Raw genomic sequence first — 16094 nt, 5'->3', positions numbered from 1 at the left:
CGCCGGCGCGATACTTGACGATCACGCATAGAACAGCCCTCAACCCGCCGGCACACCGCCGGCGGCAAGTTAGGCTTGCGCGCCCTCTTCCTGTTTCGGTTTGCGGAACCAGAAGCATCCACAACCGTAGGATTCCGCCCGCACCCGCTCCGGCGGCGGCGCCACGATCATCCCACCCTCGCCGCGCTCTTCAATGAGCGCGAACTGGACGAGCTCGAGCGGCGCGAAATAGCGCGCGAATGCCTCATGGTCATAGACCCTGTGCGCGTTGAACTCCACTCGCGGACGGCCCACTGGCGTTGCGACCAGAAGATCCCCACCGGGCGCCAGAACGCGGACGAGCTCTCGAATCGCCTTCAAATCGCCATCGGGATCGAGCGGATCCCCGTAGCGGCCAAGGCCGATATGTTCGATCACATGCATGCAGGACAGCGAGCCGATGCTGTCGCTTGGAAAATGCAGCTGCGTCAGGTCGGCCGCACCCGTGAAGAGCCCGTCGAGCTCGACCGGCGCGGGCCGGAAATCATAGAACTCGATGGGAACGAAAGCCGAGACGATCGCGCCGAAATTCACGATGGAAGAGATGTCCACATGCTTGGGCGGCCGGGTCTTGGCAAGGACCCGCGCGGCCCAGGCCGGATGGTACGTGTAGTGGCGGTCGATCGGGGTGACGCTCCCGCGGTCGGACAGCTGAGGGTTGACATCGTCAGGATGGACTGGCAGGCGCGGCGTCTCGCCGGCGAGGGCAACAAACTGGTTGAACTCGTCGCCAAATGCGCCTCGCGCGGTTTCCTGGCCGCGCCGCTGGTCGAGGAACGACATCACCTCGTCCTTGCGCGCCAGCGCATCCTCCAGCCAGTAGCGGTCGGCGAGCACATCTTTCACATAAGGCTCAAGGCGCAACGCTTCCCTGAGAAGCTCTTCCTTGCGCCCCAGCGCGTCCTCGAGCCAGCAGCGGTCGGCAAGCACACGTCTCACATAAGGCTTGAAGCGCAACACCTCCCCGAGAAGCTCGTAATCTCCCACGGCCTTGCTGGGCAGCTCGCCATGGTCCACCACGCCGCCCGCTCGGAGCGTGAACCTCCAAGCCCAACCGACCAGGCTGGAGCGGATGCTCTTAGCCAGATCGCGAATCATTATTTCTGCCGCTTGATCGCGCGCACCTGATAGTCGAAGTGCAGCATTTCGGGACTACCGGTGTCCCGGGCCGACATGCGCTCGACCATCGCGAGCACGACCTGCACCGCATAGACCTCCAGCGCAGTCGGTCTCTCGCCCGCCGCAAAGCGCTCCGCCATATCGGCCACGCGACGCAGCTCCTGGCCGACGCACTCGAAGAAATTGCCGTTCGGGATCATGTCGACGATGTCGAAACCGAGCCGGCCGAGATGAAGTTCGTAGAAGTAACGATTGAAGCCAGTGGCGTAGTGATAAGGCGCGAAATGCGTCAGGCTCCAGAACGGCGCGGTAATAATGAACACACCGCCCAGCCGCAGCAGACGTGCCATTTCCTCGAGCGCGCGGAGAGGATCCGGCAGATGCTCCAGTACCTCCGTGCAGAGCACTGCATCGAAAGATGCATCAGGCTCGGGGATGTTCAGGATGTCGCAGACGAGGTCGATCTGGGAGAAGTCCCAGCTTCCGGTCTGCAAGCCCTCCTCGCCCTTGCCGTCATAGATCGCGTTGTCCTGCGCGACGTATATGAGATGGCCGCAGTGCTTCTTATACTGGCACTCGCCGGCCCCCGCATCGAGCAGTCGCGCGCCGGCCGGCAATTCGGCAAGCACTTCGGCTACCCAGCCATCGCGCGTCGCGGCGTTTCTGGTGCCGACGACATACTGCCCCTGATCGGTGGAGAGAATCTTTGTACGGTCGATAGTCGACAGCGCGAGGAAGCTCTCGATTAGCGGCTCCGCCTCCGCCCAGCGTTCGTGCTTGGCCTGAAGCGCAACATGAGCGGCTTGGACCGCGGCGGAGGTATGGAGCGCTGCATGGGCGCCCTGTAAATCTTTCAGCTGTTCCAGCAGCCCTGGGCCGCGGCGCATCCTGGCCAATGCACGCGTCACGATTGCCCTTACTTGGTGCGCAAGGATCATTGAGCGGTCCTATCGACGGCCGTCTTGGCCGCCCCGAACTGCGCCAGCATGCTGCCATTCGGAATTAGGAGTAATGCTTGCGATAGATTGTATCGAACTCGACATTGCGGATCATTTCCAATACATGTGGAATTTCGAACGTGGCATCGACCTGCTTGCCGAGCAGGATCTCAAAACCCGCGACGAAGTCATTGATGTCGGGCACATGGACTGACACGTCGGAGAGCTAGCCGCCGTTGCGCCTAGCCCCATTGCCGCCAGGGCGCACGGCCCGATTGCCAGAGTTCCTCGAGCATCATCTTGTCGCGAAGCGTGTCCATCGGCTGCCAGAAACCGTAGTGGCGATAAGCAGCGAGCTGCGCATCTCGGGCCAATGCCTCAAGCGGGGCCGACTCCCAGGATGTCTTGTCGCCCTCGATACGGTCGATCACCGCCGGATTGAGCACGAAGAAACCACCATTGATATACGCATTATCACCAGGCGGCTTCTCGACGAAGGATTTTACGGTCGACCCATCGATCTCCAGCGCGCCGTAGCGGCCCGGCGGCCGCACGGCCGTCACTGTCGCCTGTCTGCCATGGCTGCTGTGAAATTTGATGCTGTCAGCAATATTGATGTCGGAAAGGCCATCGCCGTAGGTGAAGCAGAACGGCTCCTGTGGATCGACATAGTTGCGCACCCGTTTGAGCCGGCCGCCCGTGAGAGTTGTCTCGCCCGTATCCACAAGCGTGATCCGCCACGGCTCCACGCTGCTCTGATGGTACGTGACGCTGTTCTTCGTGGCATCGATGGTAACATCGGAATGATGCAGCACGAAGTTCATGAAATATTCCTTGATCATGTACCCCTTGTAGCCGAGGCAGATCACGAAGTCCGTAATCCCATGGTGCGCATAGAGCTTCATAATGTGCCACAGGATCGGCCGCCCACCGATCTCGATCATGGGTTTCGGCCGCACCAACGTCTCTTCCGAGATCCGCGTACCCATGCCACCTGCCAGAATGACTGCTTTCACGATTCCACCTGCCTGTTTCAACGTGCGCTGCTGCGAAGCAGCGCTAAGCCTCAGAACTAAGAATGTTCGGGGCCGGAAAAACATCGGCCTCGTCCAGGATCGTCGACAATTGATTTTTCCACGCCTCCCAGGCTGAGATCTCTCCATCAGCCACCATAAAATCTCTCAGGAGTTCGCAGCCGGCCTCGAATTGCTCTGAGCGCAACCTGAAAGCTGTCTTCCTTCCGATCGCGATGACATTGCGCAGAGGCGGCGTGTGAGCTGAAGCTTCCTGCCTTGTGTAGACTTCTCCAAAACCTAGCTTCCTCATCGTGTGGTCGAAGCGCTCGGGAAACCATTGGCCAACGTGATAGGCCCAGCCGCCGACCTGGTCTCCTTCGAGATGCCGAATCGCCCGCAGCTTTTCCTGGACACTATTTGCATTGAGAAAATCGCGGGCGGAGGCCTCAAAGTCTGGCGTTTCGATCCGTAACTCTCCGCCGATTTCAAGCCAACCTTGCCATTTGATTAGGGACGCCAGCGCGACAGCGCGACTGAGATGTTCGAACACGTGATGAAGGCGGATCTCCTTCACGCTATTTTCCGGCAGATCAATCCGCGCGATGTCGCACACGACGTCCGGCACGACAGTCATGATCACGCGTTCCGACTGAGGAAAATCGACATTATCGACATTGACGTAGCCAGAAAAATGGGCGGCGCCGCACCCGAGATGAAGACGCAGCGGCGAACCGTTCGATCGCGCGAATAGGGCGATTGCGAGCTCTGGACGACGTGTTTCCGTCAATCGCCGGAAGAGCGCCTCCTGCACGGCCTTAAGATTGAGTATTTCGGCCACGCGCAACGACGCCGAATAGACGTTATCGACCCCCATACTTGATGCGTCGAAGACAACAATATCGGGTTCGTAATATCCGGGCTTCGGTAAACCCGGCTCTATGTTGATTCGCGCATAGCGATCGCAGGTCTCTTCGAACAGCTCCAGGAGCCCTTCTGTCCGGGCATATTCCCTCAAGGACTCAAGACGATCGGCGCGACGGCTTGCGGGAATATGGCCGCCGAATGTGCCCCCGACCGCGGATTGGATCAGCAACTTCTTGTCCACCAAGTCGGGAGAAAAGCATTCCGCGACTTTTTGAACTTTCATAAACGAGTCGATAATGCAGAATTCAACCACCGGCGCCTGCGGGATGCCTGGCTCGAACGTGAACTTGGTGTCGGCCCAGAAGCTCTTCGCAAGCCCATCATCCTTGTCACCGACTGTTTGTAGTGTGCCGTTGCTTTTGCTACCGGCACCATTGATGGACAGAGGACGTTGGCAAAAGACAAACTCCTCGACCTCGGAGGCGATCGCAAAAGCCGAAAATATGTCGGGATTGCTCCCACCAAAGAATATTCCGCCGTTCTTCGCCTGGTAAGACCTGATCAAATCGATCGAAATGAAAGAGTTGTAGATGCAGGGCAGTTTCGTGTAGCTGTCGCGAAACTCAACGACGCTACCAACGACATCGAGCGATTTCATCCTCCTAATGTCCGTCCCGAGCGGAATCTGCAGCCAGTTGCGGAAGGAGGGGGCGATGTGATCGGGCCAGCAATATTCAACCTTCCGCCAGCTGAAAGCTTGCGTATCGTATTTCGCAATCATTTGACGTGCGGCACTCACCGCGCCGGGCAGGAGACCATCGTCGTCGCCTAGCACGGTGACATAGCCGTCTCCTACATGGGTCAAGGCGTACTCCCAATGTTCCGACATCCCCAGGCGATGGCCGGGATTGATGTAAGATAGCCGAGAGTCGGCGAACGACTTCACGACCTCGGCCGTATTGTCGATCGATGCATTGTCGCTCACGACGATCCGGAGATTGACATCTTCTTGGGCCAGACAGGTTCTGATCGTATCGGCAACCGTGGCAGCCCGATCCATCGTCGGGATCACGACCCAAAAGATCGGACCGTCAACTTTCGGGATTTCCGCGCGGACCTGAGAGACAAAAAAGTCGGAAGCATTTGGCCCGGAAGCATCGGTGCCGGACGCTGCGCTCTGTTGGCGCAACTCATTTTGATCCGTCCAAGCAGCCACGTGCCCAGCAACTCTCCTTGCAATCCGAAGCACCATACGGACGCCAGAGCCGCCCAGCATCTGCTGCTGTCTCCTGTACCAGCCTTGAAAGAGCATTGGTGTCACTACCGCCGACGCTTCAGGTAACCATCCGGCGCCACCGTGATAAGCAGCTTGTGCTCTATGCTCTTGTCGATCTCAAATTCCGAATGATGTCTGAGAAATTCCCAGACCGCGGTTTTAGCGTTGTTGCCCTTCCGCCAGGGACGATCGGAGAACGCGTCGTCCGGCAGATCCTCTATAATAGTATCAAACACAACACAGTAGCTTCCGACTGTAGCCAGGTGCGCATAGGCTTCCAGCTCGGCAAGAACATGATCGTGGGTGTGGTTGCTGTCCAGCATGACGAGCACGCTGCGCTTGCCGGCAGCCCTGGACTTGACTTGAGAGACCACCTCGGGAGCGACGCTCGATCCCTCGATCATAGCGATGCGCCGAGCCATTGGATGTGCCTCGATCGCCGCGCGGTTGTGGGCACGGATATCGATGTCGATTCCCAGCACCTGCGCGTCCTGCGGACCGCCGGAGATCGCGTTCAATTCTAGCATCGAGGCGGAGAAGATCAGCGATCCACCATGCGCGATACCCGTCTCGATAATGAGGTCGGGCTTCACCGACCAGATGATTTCCTGAACCGCGAGAATGTCCTGCGGATATTGAATGATGGGCTGCCCCATCCATGAGAAATGATACGCATATTTGTGCTTCAGGGTTCCCTGAATCCAAGCTCGGGAGAGAGAATGGGTATTACTATCTGCCCCCATTCCCTCAATTTGCTGTCTTATCTCCGCGAGGAATTCCTCACGCGGACCTGTACCGCTGCTTCGACTGCTCATTGGGTAGCCCACCTGCCCCGCACTTGGCCGGTCACAATGCTTTTCATTTCACCGCCACGATCAACTTGATAGGGCTGGAGTCGCCGAACGGCGGAAGCTGCATTGCCACGCGATGTATAGGATGCTCATAGTCCACCGGAGAATTTTCAATCTTGCAGAGAGCCGAATAGATTACACGGGTCGCGTAATAATAGCTGCTGGTGAAATTTTCCAATGTCGCGGAGGAGAAGTGCTTCTTGCACTCATCCAGAAAACTCGTTTCATCAAGGTACAAATTATGCCAACGGATCGGGATTTTCGGCAAATTCATCAAATTTCGAAGTCGATCCAACTCGATCTGACCACCAATGAAGTTTTCGCTTCCAAGAAAGAGGCCAGCGTCCGAGAGATGATCGGCAATTTCCTTTAGCGCCAGAAATTGCCCCTCCGGCTCGGGAATATTGATCAGACACCGATTGGTTATGATCGCGTCGTACTTCTGGTTACCAACGGCACCCTTTAGATCGCGCGCATCCCCGCTCGAGAACGCGACCCTTGCACCCAGGTCCGGTTGGACCGCCAGATTGGATCGCGCGGCCTCAATCATAGATGGGCTGAAGTCAATTCCGAGGAAACGCGCATCGGGAAAATGCCTGGCGAGCTCCAAAGTTGTCATGCCGTCGCCGCATCCGACATCCAAAATCGTGCACAAACTTCGCAAACAATGGTCGCGCAGCCTCGCAACCAAAGTGACGCCTTCGAGCTGCCGCAAGAAAACATCATTCGTCGTAGCCGTCGGCGAGCCTTTCGCATCGACCGCCCGCTCGTTCCAATATTCTCTAATTTTGTCCATCGACCACTCTACAGCCCAATGAGGTAAAATTCCGATCGACGCTACAACCGTCCCATGACTTTCTGGATTGTCTTGACCACACGATCTTGTTCTTGATCCGTCATGTCATGATAGCTCGGAAGATTGATCGCCCGGGTCGGAATGTCCGATGCGTTCCGGTTTTTCGGCACACGCTCGAACATCGGAAGCCCCGACAGGGGATGGAAAAATGCCCGAGCGTCGATATTTTCAGCTGCAAAAGCAGAGCACAGCTTCTCGCGGGTGACTCCGGCGGCCTTGTCGAAGACAACGGTCGGCATCCAGGCGCCGTTGACAACGTTACTGGGCTCCGGATTCATCACTACCCCGCGAAGGTCCCGCAGACGACCGCGGTAGTAGTAAAAGATTTCCCGCTTTCGCCTGATCAAACTCTCGATCCGCTCCATCTGTGCGCAGCCCAGCGCAGCCTGGATGTTGGACATTTTGTATTTGAACCCGACGATATCGGGCCAGAATTGCTTTGATTGCCCGCGCGACCGACCGTGGTTCGAAAGCGTCAGCACCTGCTCGTATAACACCGGATCGTTCGTCACCAACATCCCGCCCTCACCCGTCGTGACTGTCTTGGTGCCGTGAAACGAGAACGCGCCGAACCGCCCCATGCTACCCGCACGCCTGCCAAAATATTCGGAGCCGATCGCCTCCGCAGCGTCCTCGATCACAGGAATGCTGTGCGCCTCTCCGATCGCGAGCAGACACTCCATGTCGCAAAGATTGCCATAGAGGTGAACCGCGAGGATCGCCTTGGTTCGAGGCGTGATCGCAGCCTCGACCAGATCGGGATCGATGCACCAGCTATCCGGACGGATGTCCACAAAGACCGGCCTGGCGCCGAGATGAATGATCGGCGCTGCCGACGCTATCCAATTGGTATCGGCCAAGATCACCTCGTCACCCGGGCCAATCCCCAGCGCGGCCATTCCCATGTGCAGTGCGCCTGTGCAGCTCGATGTGGCGATCGCAAAGGACGTGCCCACATGATCCTTGAAGGCTGCCTCAAAGCGATTGATATAATCGTAGCAGCGTTCGCCCCAGCCGTTCGCTGCAGCGTCAGCGGCGTAGCGAGTTTCAAGCTCGGTAATGGATGGCTTGGTGTAGAGAATAAGCGGAGGCTTCGAGGAAGCCGCGCCAATTTGGCCTGACATTCGGTTTACCCCAAGCGACGTTCGAGAAACGATGCCGGCAAGGCGTTGTCCCGCTCGGACAAAATAGCATCCGTGATCGGCCAATTGATGGCTAGAGACGGATCGTCGAACCGGAAGCCTCTTTCCGCGCCAGGCACGTAAGCCGGCGTGATCTCGTAATCGACATCCGTATCGTCAACCAACGTCTGAAAGCCGTGCGCAAAACCCTTCGGAATATAGAGAACGATGCGGTTATCGGCAGTCAGCGCTTCACCGTACCATTGACCGAAGGTTGTCGAATCTTGGCGCAAATCCACCATCACATCGAACACTGCGCCGCGCGTGCAGCGGACGAGCTTCGCCTCAAGATGCGGGGGGGCCTGAAAGTGCATCCCGCGCAGGGTTCCCGCATGCCTGTTGTACGAGACGGATCTCTGCACGAAATCGGATTCCAGACCATGCGCCCGAAACTTTTCGGCGCAGAACCTTCGCGCGAACGCGCCGCGTTGATCAGCGATCAACTGCAGCTCGATGCGGTACGCTCCGGAAAGATGGAGCTCATGGAAAATCATAAAAACAGCTCGGCCTAGCAGCTTCACGTGTGTGTAACATTCCATTCCATCGACGGTCTGATAGGTCCCGGAATTCCTTTGATGACACCAGCAACCGTTTTCTCCGGAACATGAAAACGCAAGGCATGCTGAACGTAAAAATGCACCTTCAGCGGATTAACCGACGTCAACGCCACCCCGATGATAAAGAATCCAACATTCAGAAATCCTCGCGGAATGGACATCGTGGAGTTGTAAATACCTGGCGCCAGTTCGGAAATTTGCGGCGGAGAACTTACGAAGACGTACTGGTCCCCCAGAAACACATGAAAATTCGGCATCAGAACATAGCCAGGCTTCAGCACCTCGAATGTCATTTCGACACAAATCAGCTCATCCCTGTCGATGGTCTCAAGATCGTCGAGATCATCCACCAGCAATCGTGCACTACAAAGTCTCGCGACATCATCGCCCGGTCTCCTCATGTCCGAGGGAAAACTCACCAAGGACCTGGGACGAATCTCTCCGCTGATTATGCGGGAAGCGTCGTCCAGCCGAAAAACTCCATTCCCGGCATCCTCCCAGGCATCGCACTTATCTTGGGCCTCGATGATTTCATTGGTCTCATTTTCCGTCCCGGGCTCCGCGCCATCGAAGGATGAAGCCGCAATCGCCGCAGCTTGTTTCAGTTGCGTGGCCCGTTTAGCGATCACAGCAGCCCTGTGGACGCTTTCGTAGTACTGGTCGCAGATCTCGTTGACGGGGCCAGATGCAATTATCTTCCCCGTCTCCATGATGATGGCCTTGTTGCACATCGATCTGATGATCGTGTCGGAGTGGCTCGCCAGTACCATGATGCGGCTTCGTCCGATGAACTCCTTCATGCGCGCTTCGGCGCGCTCGGCGAAGCGTTGGTCGCCTGTGCCGAAGCCTTCGTCCATAAGCAGCACACCGGGATCGAACGCAGTCACCAGCGCAAAGCCAAGCCGCATGGTCATGCCGCTCGAATAGGTGCGAACCGGAAGCGTGAGATATTCTCCGAGTTCGCAGAATTCCTCGATCTCCGGAATCTTGGCCTCGATCTGCTGACGCGTCATGCCGACGAGCATTCCCGACGTGATAATATTCTCGTAGCCGGTGTCCTCGCCATCGAGCCCGGGCATAGTGTCGAACAGCGGGGTTATGCGACCTTCGACTTTGATGGTACCCGAGACTGGCTCATAGATGCCGGCCATGAGCTTCAACAACGTCGACTTGCCAGCTCCATTGTGGCCGAGCAGGCCGACGCGATCACCGTCGTGCAACGTCAGTGAAATATCGCTTAGCGCCTTCACTGTTATGCGTTCGCCGTTCTTGCCTTCGCGCTCGATCGACCCGCCGGTGGCGCGCTGGAAGATCGCCTTGCGCAGGCTGCGCTGCTGCGCCCCGTAGATCGGGAACTGCGCGCTCACATTTTCAAGAATAATGGTCGCCACGTTCGCTCAGCTCCAATAGGCGATGCGCTTGCGGAAGCGCGTGAACATCGCATAGGTCAGCCACCACCCCCCGATCGTCATCGCGATCATCACGCCATAGCTGATCGCGTCCGGCACCCGGCCCACCAAGGGAGCGCGGACCACGTCGACCACGTGATAAAGCGGGTTGAGATCGACGAACACGAACCGCTTGATTCCGGTCAGCGTGTCGGCCGGCCAGAACAGCGGCGTGATCAGCATCGAGATCTGCAAGGCGCTGGAGACCAGGGGCGGCACGTCACGGAACCGCAGGCAGACGATCCCGAATAGCAGGGAGACCCAGACACCGTTCAAAAGAACGAGCGCCAGACCCGGCAACGCCAGGAGCGCGGTGAAGCTGAGCAGAGACGGCTTCAGCGCCAGAACAACCACGAAATAGACGACGAAATTGTGCAGAAGGACGAGGAAGTTTCGCCAGACCAGCGCATAGGCGAGAATCGAATAGTCAAACCGGATGCTGCGGAACAGTGACTGGCCAGCAATGAGCAGATTGCATGACTCCATGATGATCGAAGACACGAGCGTCCACACGATCATGCCGCTGACCAGGAACGGCAGATATTCGTAGATGTTCTGGTGCCAGAGGGCGGCGCCGACCGTTCCGACCGTGACGACATAGATCGCAAGCGTAATCGACGTCCAGAACGGACCGATCGTCGTTCGACGATAGCGCCTCCTGACATCGAGCCAGCCGAGCCGACCCCACAGCTCTCTTTTGGAGAGTCCGCGCAACAAATCTTCGGCTGCAGTGGTCTCCAGAGAGCGCAGGCCGGCGTCGGTATCACCTATATCTTCGATATCTTCGATGGGTGTCAGAACGATTGTCATATCCGGCTCCGACCTCGCGCCGTCAGGTTACGATCTTGCATGCTGGTCCCCTGCCGCCAGCTTCCGTTCCCAGGCAAGCGCATGCCCGACAATGGTGTCGAGATCGTCAAAAGTGGGCGCCCATAACAGCAACTGCCGCAGCTTCTGGCTGTCTGCGACGATCGCCGCGGGATCACCGGCGCGCCGTGGTTGCTGTGTGGCTTCGAAATCGCTGCCAGACACCCGCCTCACGGCCGCGATGATTTCGCGCACCGAATAGCCATGACCATAGCCGCAATTGAGCGTCGCACTCGCGCCGCCGCCGCGTAGATAGTCAAGCGCCTTGATATGGGCGCTGACGAGATCGCAGACATGGATGTAATCGCGAATACAGGTGCCGTCGGGCGTCGGATAATCGGTGCCGTAAATCTCCATGCCGTTGCGAATGCCTAGCGCAGCCTGCGCAGCGACCTTGATCAGATGCGTGGCAGCGCGCGTCGATTGCCCCGTCCGCAGCAGAGGGTCGGCGCCGGCGACATTGAAATAGCGCAGCACCACGTAGCTCAGCCCGCTCGCCAAAGCCGCGTCGCGCAGCATCATTTCTGTCATCAGCTTCGAGGTGCCGTAGGGCGACATTGGCTGCGGGGGTACGTCTTCGTCGACCAGTTGGGTGGCGGGATTTCCATAGACCGCGGCGGTGGACGAAAAGACAAAGTGCCTGACGCCACCGCGGATAGCCGCATCGACCAGCGCAAGCGAATTGACCGTGTTATTTCTGTAATAGGCTACCGGCTTTGCGACGGATTCAGGCACCACGGTCGACGCAGCAAAATGCATGATCGCGTTGATGCCGTGCTCGGCGATCAGCCGCGACACCAGCTCTGCATCCCCGACATCGCCGACAATAAGCGTCGCCTGCTCCGCCACGGCCTCGCGGAAACCTGAGGACAGATTGTCCAGCACGATCACGCGCTGATTCTGCTCGAGGAGCCCGTACACGACATGGCTGCCGATATAGCCCGCGCCGCCTGTCACCAGAACTGTCATTCGCCAAAAATTTCCATGCTACCGCACTCCGGGTGAAACGCTCTCCACCCGGAGGCTCCCCGAAGAGAGCAGACCAAGCGCGGCGCCGCTGAAGGGCGCCACGCGATACGCCGCGCTCAGGCGGCGACAACCAGATCCACGTCGAGATGAACGCGGACCTTGCGGCCGAGCATGTCGAGCAGAATGGCGACCCGGTCATGGTCACCCATTCCATCGAACAGCCCGGCATTGTCCATGAAGGCGCCTGCACGCACGCGCACCTTGTCGCCCGGCGCAAAGGCAGGCTTGGCTTCCATCCTTACGAAGCCGCGCTCGTCCTCGCGCGCCCTCAGCGCACCGAGCACGCCGCTCGGCACTGCGGCCGGCTCGTCGCCGTTGCAGACGAGATGCGACACGCCCTGCGTCGACTGGATCGCCCGCCAGCGCTGCGCCGCCATGTCGATGGCCACGAACATGTAGCGCGGAAACAGCGGCTTGGCGACGAAATCGACCTTCCGCGCATGACGCCGACGCTTCAGATAACGCGGCAGATAGATCTCATAGCCCTGGCGCAACAGGTTCTGCGCGGCCTTTACCTCGCCGTTCACCTGGGTCTGCACCACATACCAGTGCATGTCGAGGGCCTCGCTCATGGCGCGCCCTCCGCAGCTCCGCCCTGCTCGCGCAGGCCGAGCAGCCCCGGCGCAAGCACGCGCTCCGCGCCGCACACCGCCGCAGCCGCGTCGTAGGATGCGCTTGCGTGTGCAACGTCGGTGACGATGACGGCGTCGAACGCGTCCGTCACCTCGTCAAAGGACCTGAAGACATTGACGCCGACAAAGCGTGCAAGCTCGCTTGCGGGATCGACCACTGCGACGATCGAGACACCAGCCTCGACCGCGCAGAGGATTGCAACCTCCGCAAGGTCCGATTGGCCGGCCAGCACCAGGCGCGAAAAGCCTTTTTCCTTGGCCTGATCGAGCACGCGCGCGCAATCGCTCTTGGCGAGCCGGAAGAAGGAAAATGAATTGGACAGGTATTGAACCGTGAGGCGGGATTTCTCGGCAAAACCCTGCGGCGTCAGGTAATAGGCATAGCGGCGCGCCGGCGCGTCGCTCACCTTCACCAGTCCCTTCTTGATGCAGCGCTTGAGGTAGGCATTGACCAGGCCGAGCGCGATGCCGAGCTCGGCAGCGATGTGGCGTTGTGAGCGCGCACCATCGCTTTCCACCGAACTCAACAGGCCGAGAACGATTCGCTCGTTCTCATGCTCTGTGTTTAACGAATGGTCCACCCCGCCCCCTCCGGTCTGCTGGCGGTCTTACTGCGTTCACCCAGTGAACGTCAAGTGCAACGTTCAAGTGATGAACATTACAAGTATTTGAAAATATTAGACTTTATCTCAGAGACCGAAATTCTGAGGTGGATAGTGCATCTGGGCAACAGACTCTCCCGATGGCCACCCCAGGTTCTCGGGGATCGACGCCCTTGCCCGATGGCGACATTTTCCAAACGTCATCAGGCGTTCGGCCAGAGGTTGGTAATGTTTTGCGGTGGCTTGCCCGCACGTTTCAACAAAGGACATGGGGAAAGTCGTGGCGCAGCTGCCGCAAATCTTGGGGCCCGCCGACAATCGTAAATTAAGATCGAGCGGAGATGCTTCCAACTGTGGGTCGATTTTATGTAAGCTTTGTTCGTCGGTAACTCCGACTTTCCAGATGTGCCAGCGGGTGCCAGGAATCCACGATGAGCGATAACTCCCACCTGCACAATCCGCAGAATCTTTCAGATGGCGATGTCGTGGCTACGGCAGGTGGCCAAGACACGAACTTCGATGCCAATATCTTCGTTCCTCCGCCCGACCTAGCGTCCGGTTCTGGCGACGAATTCGCTCCTCAGGCGACCGCGGCGTTAGATTTCCCAGTGACGGCGGAAGACGATGGACCTGCGAATGTCGATGAGGGTGGGCCAGCAGCACCCCTGTTCGCCTTACTTGACGTGTCGTCCGACCCGCAACATCCAGCGACGGACTCCTTCGAGACGTCCATTCCTGAAGTCAATCTGGGCTCTGGCATCATTAGCGTCATTGCGATGCCAACTCAGGAAACAAGTGTCGGCTATCCAAATAGCGGTCTACACCTAGCCCCGCCCGTCGATAGCAGCTTCACAGCGGCCACCGATGCTTTATTCGGCGCGGCGGCCTCTGCAGTATCGCTGCTCGTCTCGGCCAATTCAGCTCCGGCGCCCTTCGGAGCGCACGCCACGCAAGATGTCATCGGCTCCGGTCCCGCCGAAACAGCCGTTGCACATCAGGCGAGCCCGGACGCAAGCTCGCCGGCAGCCGCCATCGCCGCTTTGGCGAGCCTGGAGAATTCGCAGGCCAACTCACCTGTGACCAATTCCGCTGTCGGCGCCGGTGGAGCGACCGCAGCCCAAGTGCGGCAGGCGCTCGACGAGAGCGGACTGAGTGTCAACGGCAGCGGTATAAAGGTCGGCGTTCTGTCCGACAGTTTCAACGATCTCGGCGGGGCCGCGGCGGACGAAGCCGATGGCGCATTGCCCTCTGCCTCCAACGTTCAGATCTTGTCGGATCTATCGTCGGGCGGTACCGACGAGGGCCGCGCGATGATGCAGATCGTGCACGACATCGCGCCCGGCTCGAGTCTCGCCTTCTACACCGCCGCCAATAGCGAACAAGATTTCGCGAACGGCATCCTGGCGCTAGCAGCGGCGGGCTGCAAGGTGATCTGCGACGACGTGAGTTATTTCGACGAGCCGTTTTTCCAAAACGGCATCGTCGCGCAGGCCATCCAGACTGTTGAAGCGGAAGGCGTGACCTATGTCACCGCAGCCGGTAACAATGCGAGCAACGCCTATCAGGCGTCATGGACGCCTGGATCTGGATCATTCGACGGTTGGTATTTCAGCGATGCCGAGCTCTTCAACGGCAGCCTCGCGCAGACCATCACGGTGACCGCAAGCACGAGCGACCCGGTTCCACTGTTGCTCGAATGGAATGAGGCTTACGGACAGGCGAATTTCAATTCCGGGCAAGCGCCGGATATCGACCTTTTTGTTTTCCACAACGGAAGCCTCGTCGCCCAAGAAACCAACGCTACCGCCGGCGAACCGAACAATCCGTTTACTGGGTATGAGTTCACGGCCTCAGGCACCTACCAAATTGTGATCGCCAATAATTTTGGCCCGGATCCCGGCCTGATTAAAGAGATCCTGTTTGGCAACGGCCTGCCGGAGACAATCAGCGGCGCGAATGCCGGCACTGTCTATGGCCATGCCATGACGCCGGGCGTCATCGCCGCCGGCGCCGTCAACGCCGCCGACACGCCGGCCTTTGGGGTCAGTCCCGTCAGCGAGACCTTCTCCTCATCAGGCGCTGGGACAGAGCTGCTGTTCGCCAACAATGGCGCGGCGCTCTCTTCGCCCGACGTGCTGAGCCCGGTGGCCGTCTCCGGTATCGACGATATCGCCACGACGGTTCCAGGCGGTCTACAAAATTTCTACGGGACCTCGGCGGCCTCGGCCAGCCTGGCTGGCGTCGCAGCTCTCATCTTGTCCGCCGATCCCAGTCTCACGCCTGCGCAGGTCGAAGCAATCATGGAGCAAACGGCGCTGCCAATGGCGAATTCGGCCGTGAGCGGCGCGGGCCTAGTCCAGGTCAATCCGGCCGTTGCTGCCGCGCTCCAGGATAGTGCCGTCGTTATACAGACCGACGGCACGACAAGTTTGGTGCAGGTCGGATGGAACTATTTTCTCAATCCTGTCGGCGGCGGAACAGGTCCCGAGCTAATGCGAGGTGGATCAGCAGTATTCGCGGGGGAGTTTGGCACCTGGGCTCCCATCGGCGCAGTACAAGTTGCGGGCGGTTACGACGTCGCCTGGAAGGATCCGAGCTCCGGCCTCTACACGGTCTGGAGCACCGATAGCAACGGCAACTATCTCGCCAACCTCATTCCCGCTGTCCCGGGCAACTCGACATCGCTCGAAACGCTTGAGACCACCTTCCATCAGGACCTCAACGGCGATGGTACGATCGGCCTTCCGACCAAAGTGATCCAGACCGATGGGTCCACCACGCTGACGGAGGTCGGAAACAATTTCTACCTTTACACCAAC

Annotated in this window: 15 protein-coding genes; 1 reads left to right on the top strand and 14 read right to left on the bottom strand. The window is 58.8% G+C overall.

Features of this window, described 5'->3' with window-relative positions:
* Nucleotides 1–69: 69 nt before the first annotated feature.
* The 14 genes from A3AI_RS0122870 to A3AI_RS0122805 form a co-directional block, all read right to left on the bottom strand.
* Entirely contained in the window at nucleotides 70–1137 is a 1068-nt protein-coding gene (locus A3AI_RS0122870; protein ID WP_198030182.1) for a DUF268 domain-containing protein, read from the bottom strand.
* On the bottom strand, nucleotides 1137–2096 hold the full coding sequence (locus tag A3AI_RS45810; protein ID WP_198030181.1) for a class I SAM-dependent methyltransferase: 960 nt from the start codon (nucleotides 2094–2096) through the stop codon (nucleotides 1137–1139). The genes A3AI_RS0122870 and A3AI_RS45810 overlap by 1 nt, the downstream gene beginning before the upstream one ends.
* Nucleotides 2097–2160: 64 nt before the next feature.
* Nucleotides 2161–2313: a hypothetical protein gene (locus tag A3AI_RS47820; RefSeq protein WP_156927896.1), complete on the bottom strand. Its 153-nt coding sequence runs from the start codon at nucleotides 2311–2313 to the stop codon at nucleotides 2161–2163.
* Nucleotides 2314–2338: 25 nt separating this feature from the next.
* Complete coding sequence (gene rfbF / locus A3AI_RS0122855; RefSeq protein WP_024517811.1) at nucleotides 2339–3112, bottom strand: glucose-1-phosphate cytidylyltransferase; 774 nt, start codon at nucleotides 3110–3112, stop codon at nucleotides 2339–2341.
* A gap of 43 nt (nucleotides 3113–3155) precedes the next feature.
* A complete protein-coding gene (locus A3AI_RS0122850) occupies nucleotides 3156–5252 on the bottom strand; it encodes a glycosyltransferase (protein WP_198030180.1) in 2097 nt (698 codons plus the stop codon).
* Nucleotides 5253–5296: 44 nt separating this feature from the next.
* Nucleotides 5297–6067: a rhamnosyl O-methyltransferase gene (locus tag A3AI_RS0122845; RefSeq protein ID WP_024517809.1), complete on the bottom strand. Its 771-nt coding sequence runs from the start codon at nucleotides 6065–6067 to the stop codon at nucleotides 5297–5299.
* A gap of 43 nt (nucleotides 6068–6110) precedes the next feature.
* Nucleotides 6111–6899 carry a class I SAM-dependent methyltransferase gene (locus A3AI_RS45425; protein ID WP_024517808.1) on the bottom strand — a complete coding sequence of 263 codons (789 nt, stop codon included), beginning with the start codon at nucleotides 6897–6899 and terminating at the stop codon, nucleotides 6111–6113.
* 41 nt (nucleotides 6900–6940) lie between these two features.
* Nucleotides 6941–8083: a DegT/DnrJ/EryC1/StrS family aminotransferase gene (locus A3AI_RS0122835; protein ID WP_024517807.1), complete on the bottom strand. Its 1143-nt coding sequence runs from the start codon at nucleotides 8081–8083 to the stop codon at nucleotides 6941–6943.
* A 5-nt stretch (nucleotides 8084–8088) separates the two neighbouring features.
* Entirely contained in the window at nucleotides 8089–8634 is a 546-nt protein-coding gene (gene rfbC / locus A3AI_RS0122830; protein ID WP_024517806.1) for a dTDP-4-dehydrorhamnose 3,5-epimerase, read from the bottom strand.
* A 23-nt stretch (nucleotides 8635–8657) separates the two neighbouring features.
* Entirely contained in the window at nucleotides 8658–10088 is a 1431-nt protein-coding gene (locus A3AI_RS45805) for an ABC transporter ATP-binding protein (protein ID WP_024517805.1), read from the bottom strand.
* Between the two features lie 6 nt (nucleotides 10089–10094).
* Nucleotides 10095–10955 carry an ABC transporter permease gene (locus A3AI_RS0122820; protein WP_024517804.1) on the bottom strand — a complete coding sequence of 287 codons (861 nt, stop codon included), beginning with the start codon at nucleotides 10953–10955 and terminating at the stop codon, nucleotides 10095–10097.
* A 27-nt stretch (nucleotides 10956–10982) separates the two neighbouring features.
* Nucleotides 10983–11981: a UDP-glucose 4-epimerase GalE gene (galE, locus tag A3AI_RS0122815; RefSeq protein ID WP_024517803.1), complete on the bottom strand. Its 999-nt coding sequence runs from the start codon at nucleotides 11979–11981 to the stop codon at nucleotides 10983–10985.
* 116 nt (nucleotides 11982–12097) lie between these two features.
* The gene (nusG, locus tag A3AI_RS0122810) at nucleotides 12098–12613 is read right to left on the bottom strand and encodes a transcription termination/antitermination protein NusG (protein WP_024517802.1); all 516 of its coding nucleotides are present in this window, start codon (nucleotides 12611–12613) and stop codon (nucleotides 12098–12100) included.
* Entirely contained in the window at nucleotides 12610–13254 is a 645-nt protein-coding gene (locus A3AI_RS0122805; RefSeq protein WP_024517801.1) for a winged helix-turn-helix transcriptional regulator, read from the bottom strand. The genes nusG and A3AI_RS0122805 overlap by 4 nt, the downstream gene beginning before the upstream one ends.
* Nucleotides 13255–14585: 1331 nt before the next feature.
* Between A3AI_RS0122805 and A3AI_RS43275 the strand changes: the two genes are divergently transcribed.
* Nucleotides 14586–16094, top strand: a 1509-nt coding sequence (locus A3AI_RS43275) for a S8 family serine peptidase (RefSeq protein WP_245286935.1), incomplete at its 3' end; no start/stop codon positions are given.

The sequence above is a fragment of the Bradyrhizobium sp. Tv2a-2 genome (assembly GCF_000472425.1).
GTDB lineage: Bacteria > Pseudomonadota > Alphaproteobacteria > Rhizobiales > Xanthobacteraceae > Bradyrhizobium.
The sequence above is the reverse complement of the archived record's forward strand: the minus strand, read 5'-3'. Positions and strand labels throughout refer to the sequence as shown.

Coding starts and splice junctions, on each gene's coding strand:
- A3AI_RS0122870 (WP_198030182.1), bottom strand. CDS start 1,137: ATGATTCGCGATCTGGCTAAGAGCATCCGCTCCAGCCTGGTCGGTTGG.
- A3AI_RS45810 (WP_198030181.1), bottom strand. CDS start 2,096: ATGATCCTTGCGCACCAAGTAAGGGCAATCGTGACGCGTGCATTGGCC.
- A3AI_RS0122850 (WP_198030180.1), bottom strand. CDS start 5,252: ATGCTGGGCGGCTCTGGCGTCCGTATGGTGCTTCGGATTGCAAGGAGA.
- A3AI_RS0122845 (WP_024517809.1), bottom strand. CDS start 6,067: ATGAGCAGTCGAAGCAGCGGTACAGGTCCGCGTGAGGAATTCCTCGCG.
- A3AI_RS45425 (WP_024517808.1), bottom strand. CDS start 6,899: ATGGACAAAATTAGAGAATATTGGAACGAGCGGGCGGTCGATGCGAAA.
- A3AI_RS0122835 (WP_024517807.1), bottom strand. CDS start 8,083: ATGTCAGGCCAAATTGGCGCGGCTTCCTCGAAGCCTCCGCTTATTCTC.
- rfbC (WP_024517806.1), bottom strand. CDS start 8,634: ATGATTTTCCATGAGCTCCATCTTTCCGGAGCGTACCGCATCGAGCTG.
- A3AI_RS0122820 (WP_024517804.1), bottom strand. CDS start 10,955: ATGACAATCGTTCTGACACCCATCGAAGATATCGAAGATATAGGTGAT.
- galE (WP_024517803.1), bottom strand. CDS start 11,981: ATGACAGTTCTGGTGACAGGCGGCGCGGGCTATATCGGCAGCCATGTC.
- nusG (WP_024517802.1), bottom strand. CDS start 12,613: ATGAGCGAGGCCCTCGACATGCACTGGTATGTGGTGCAGACCCAGGTG.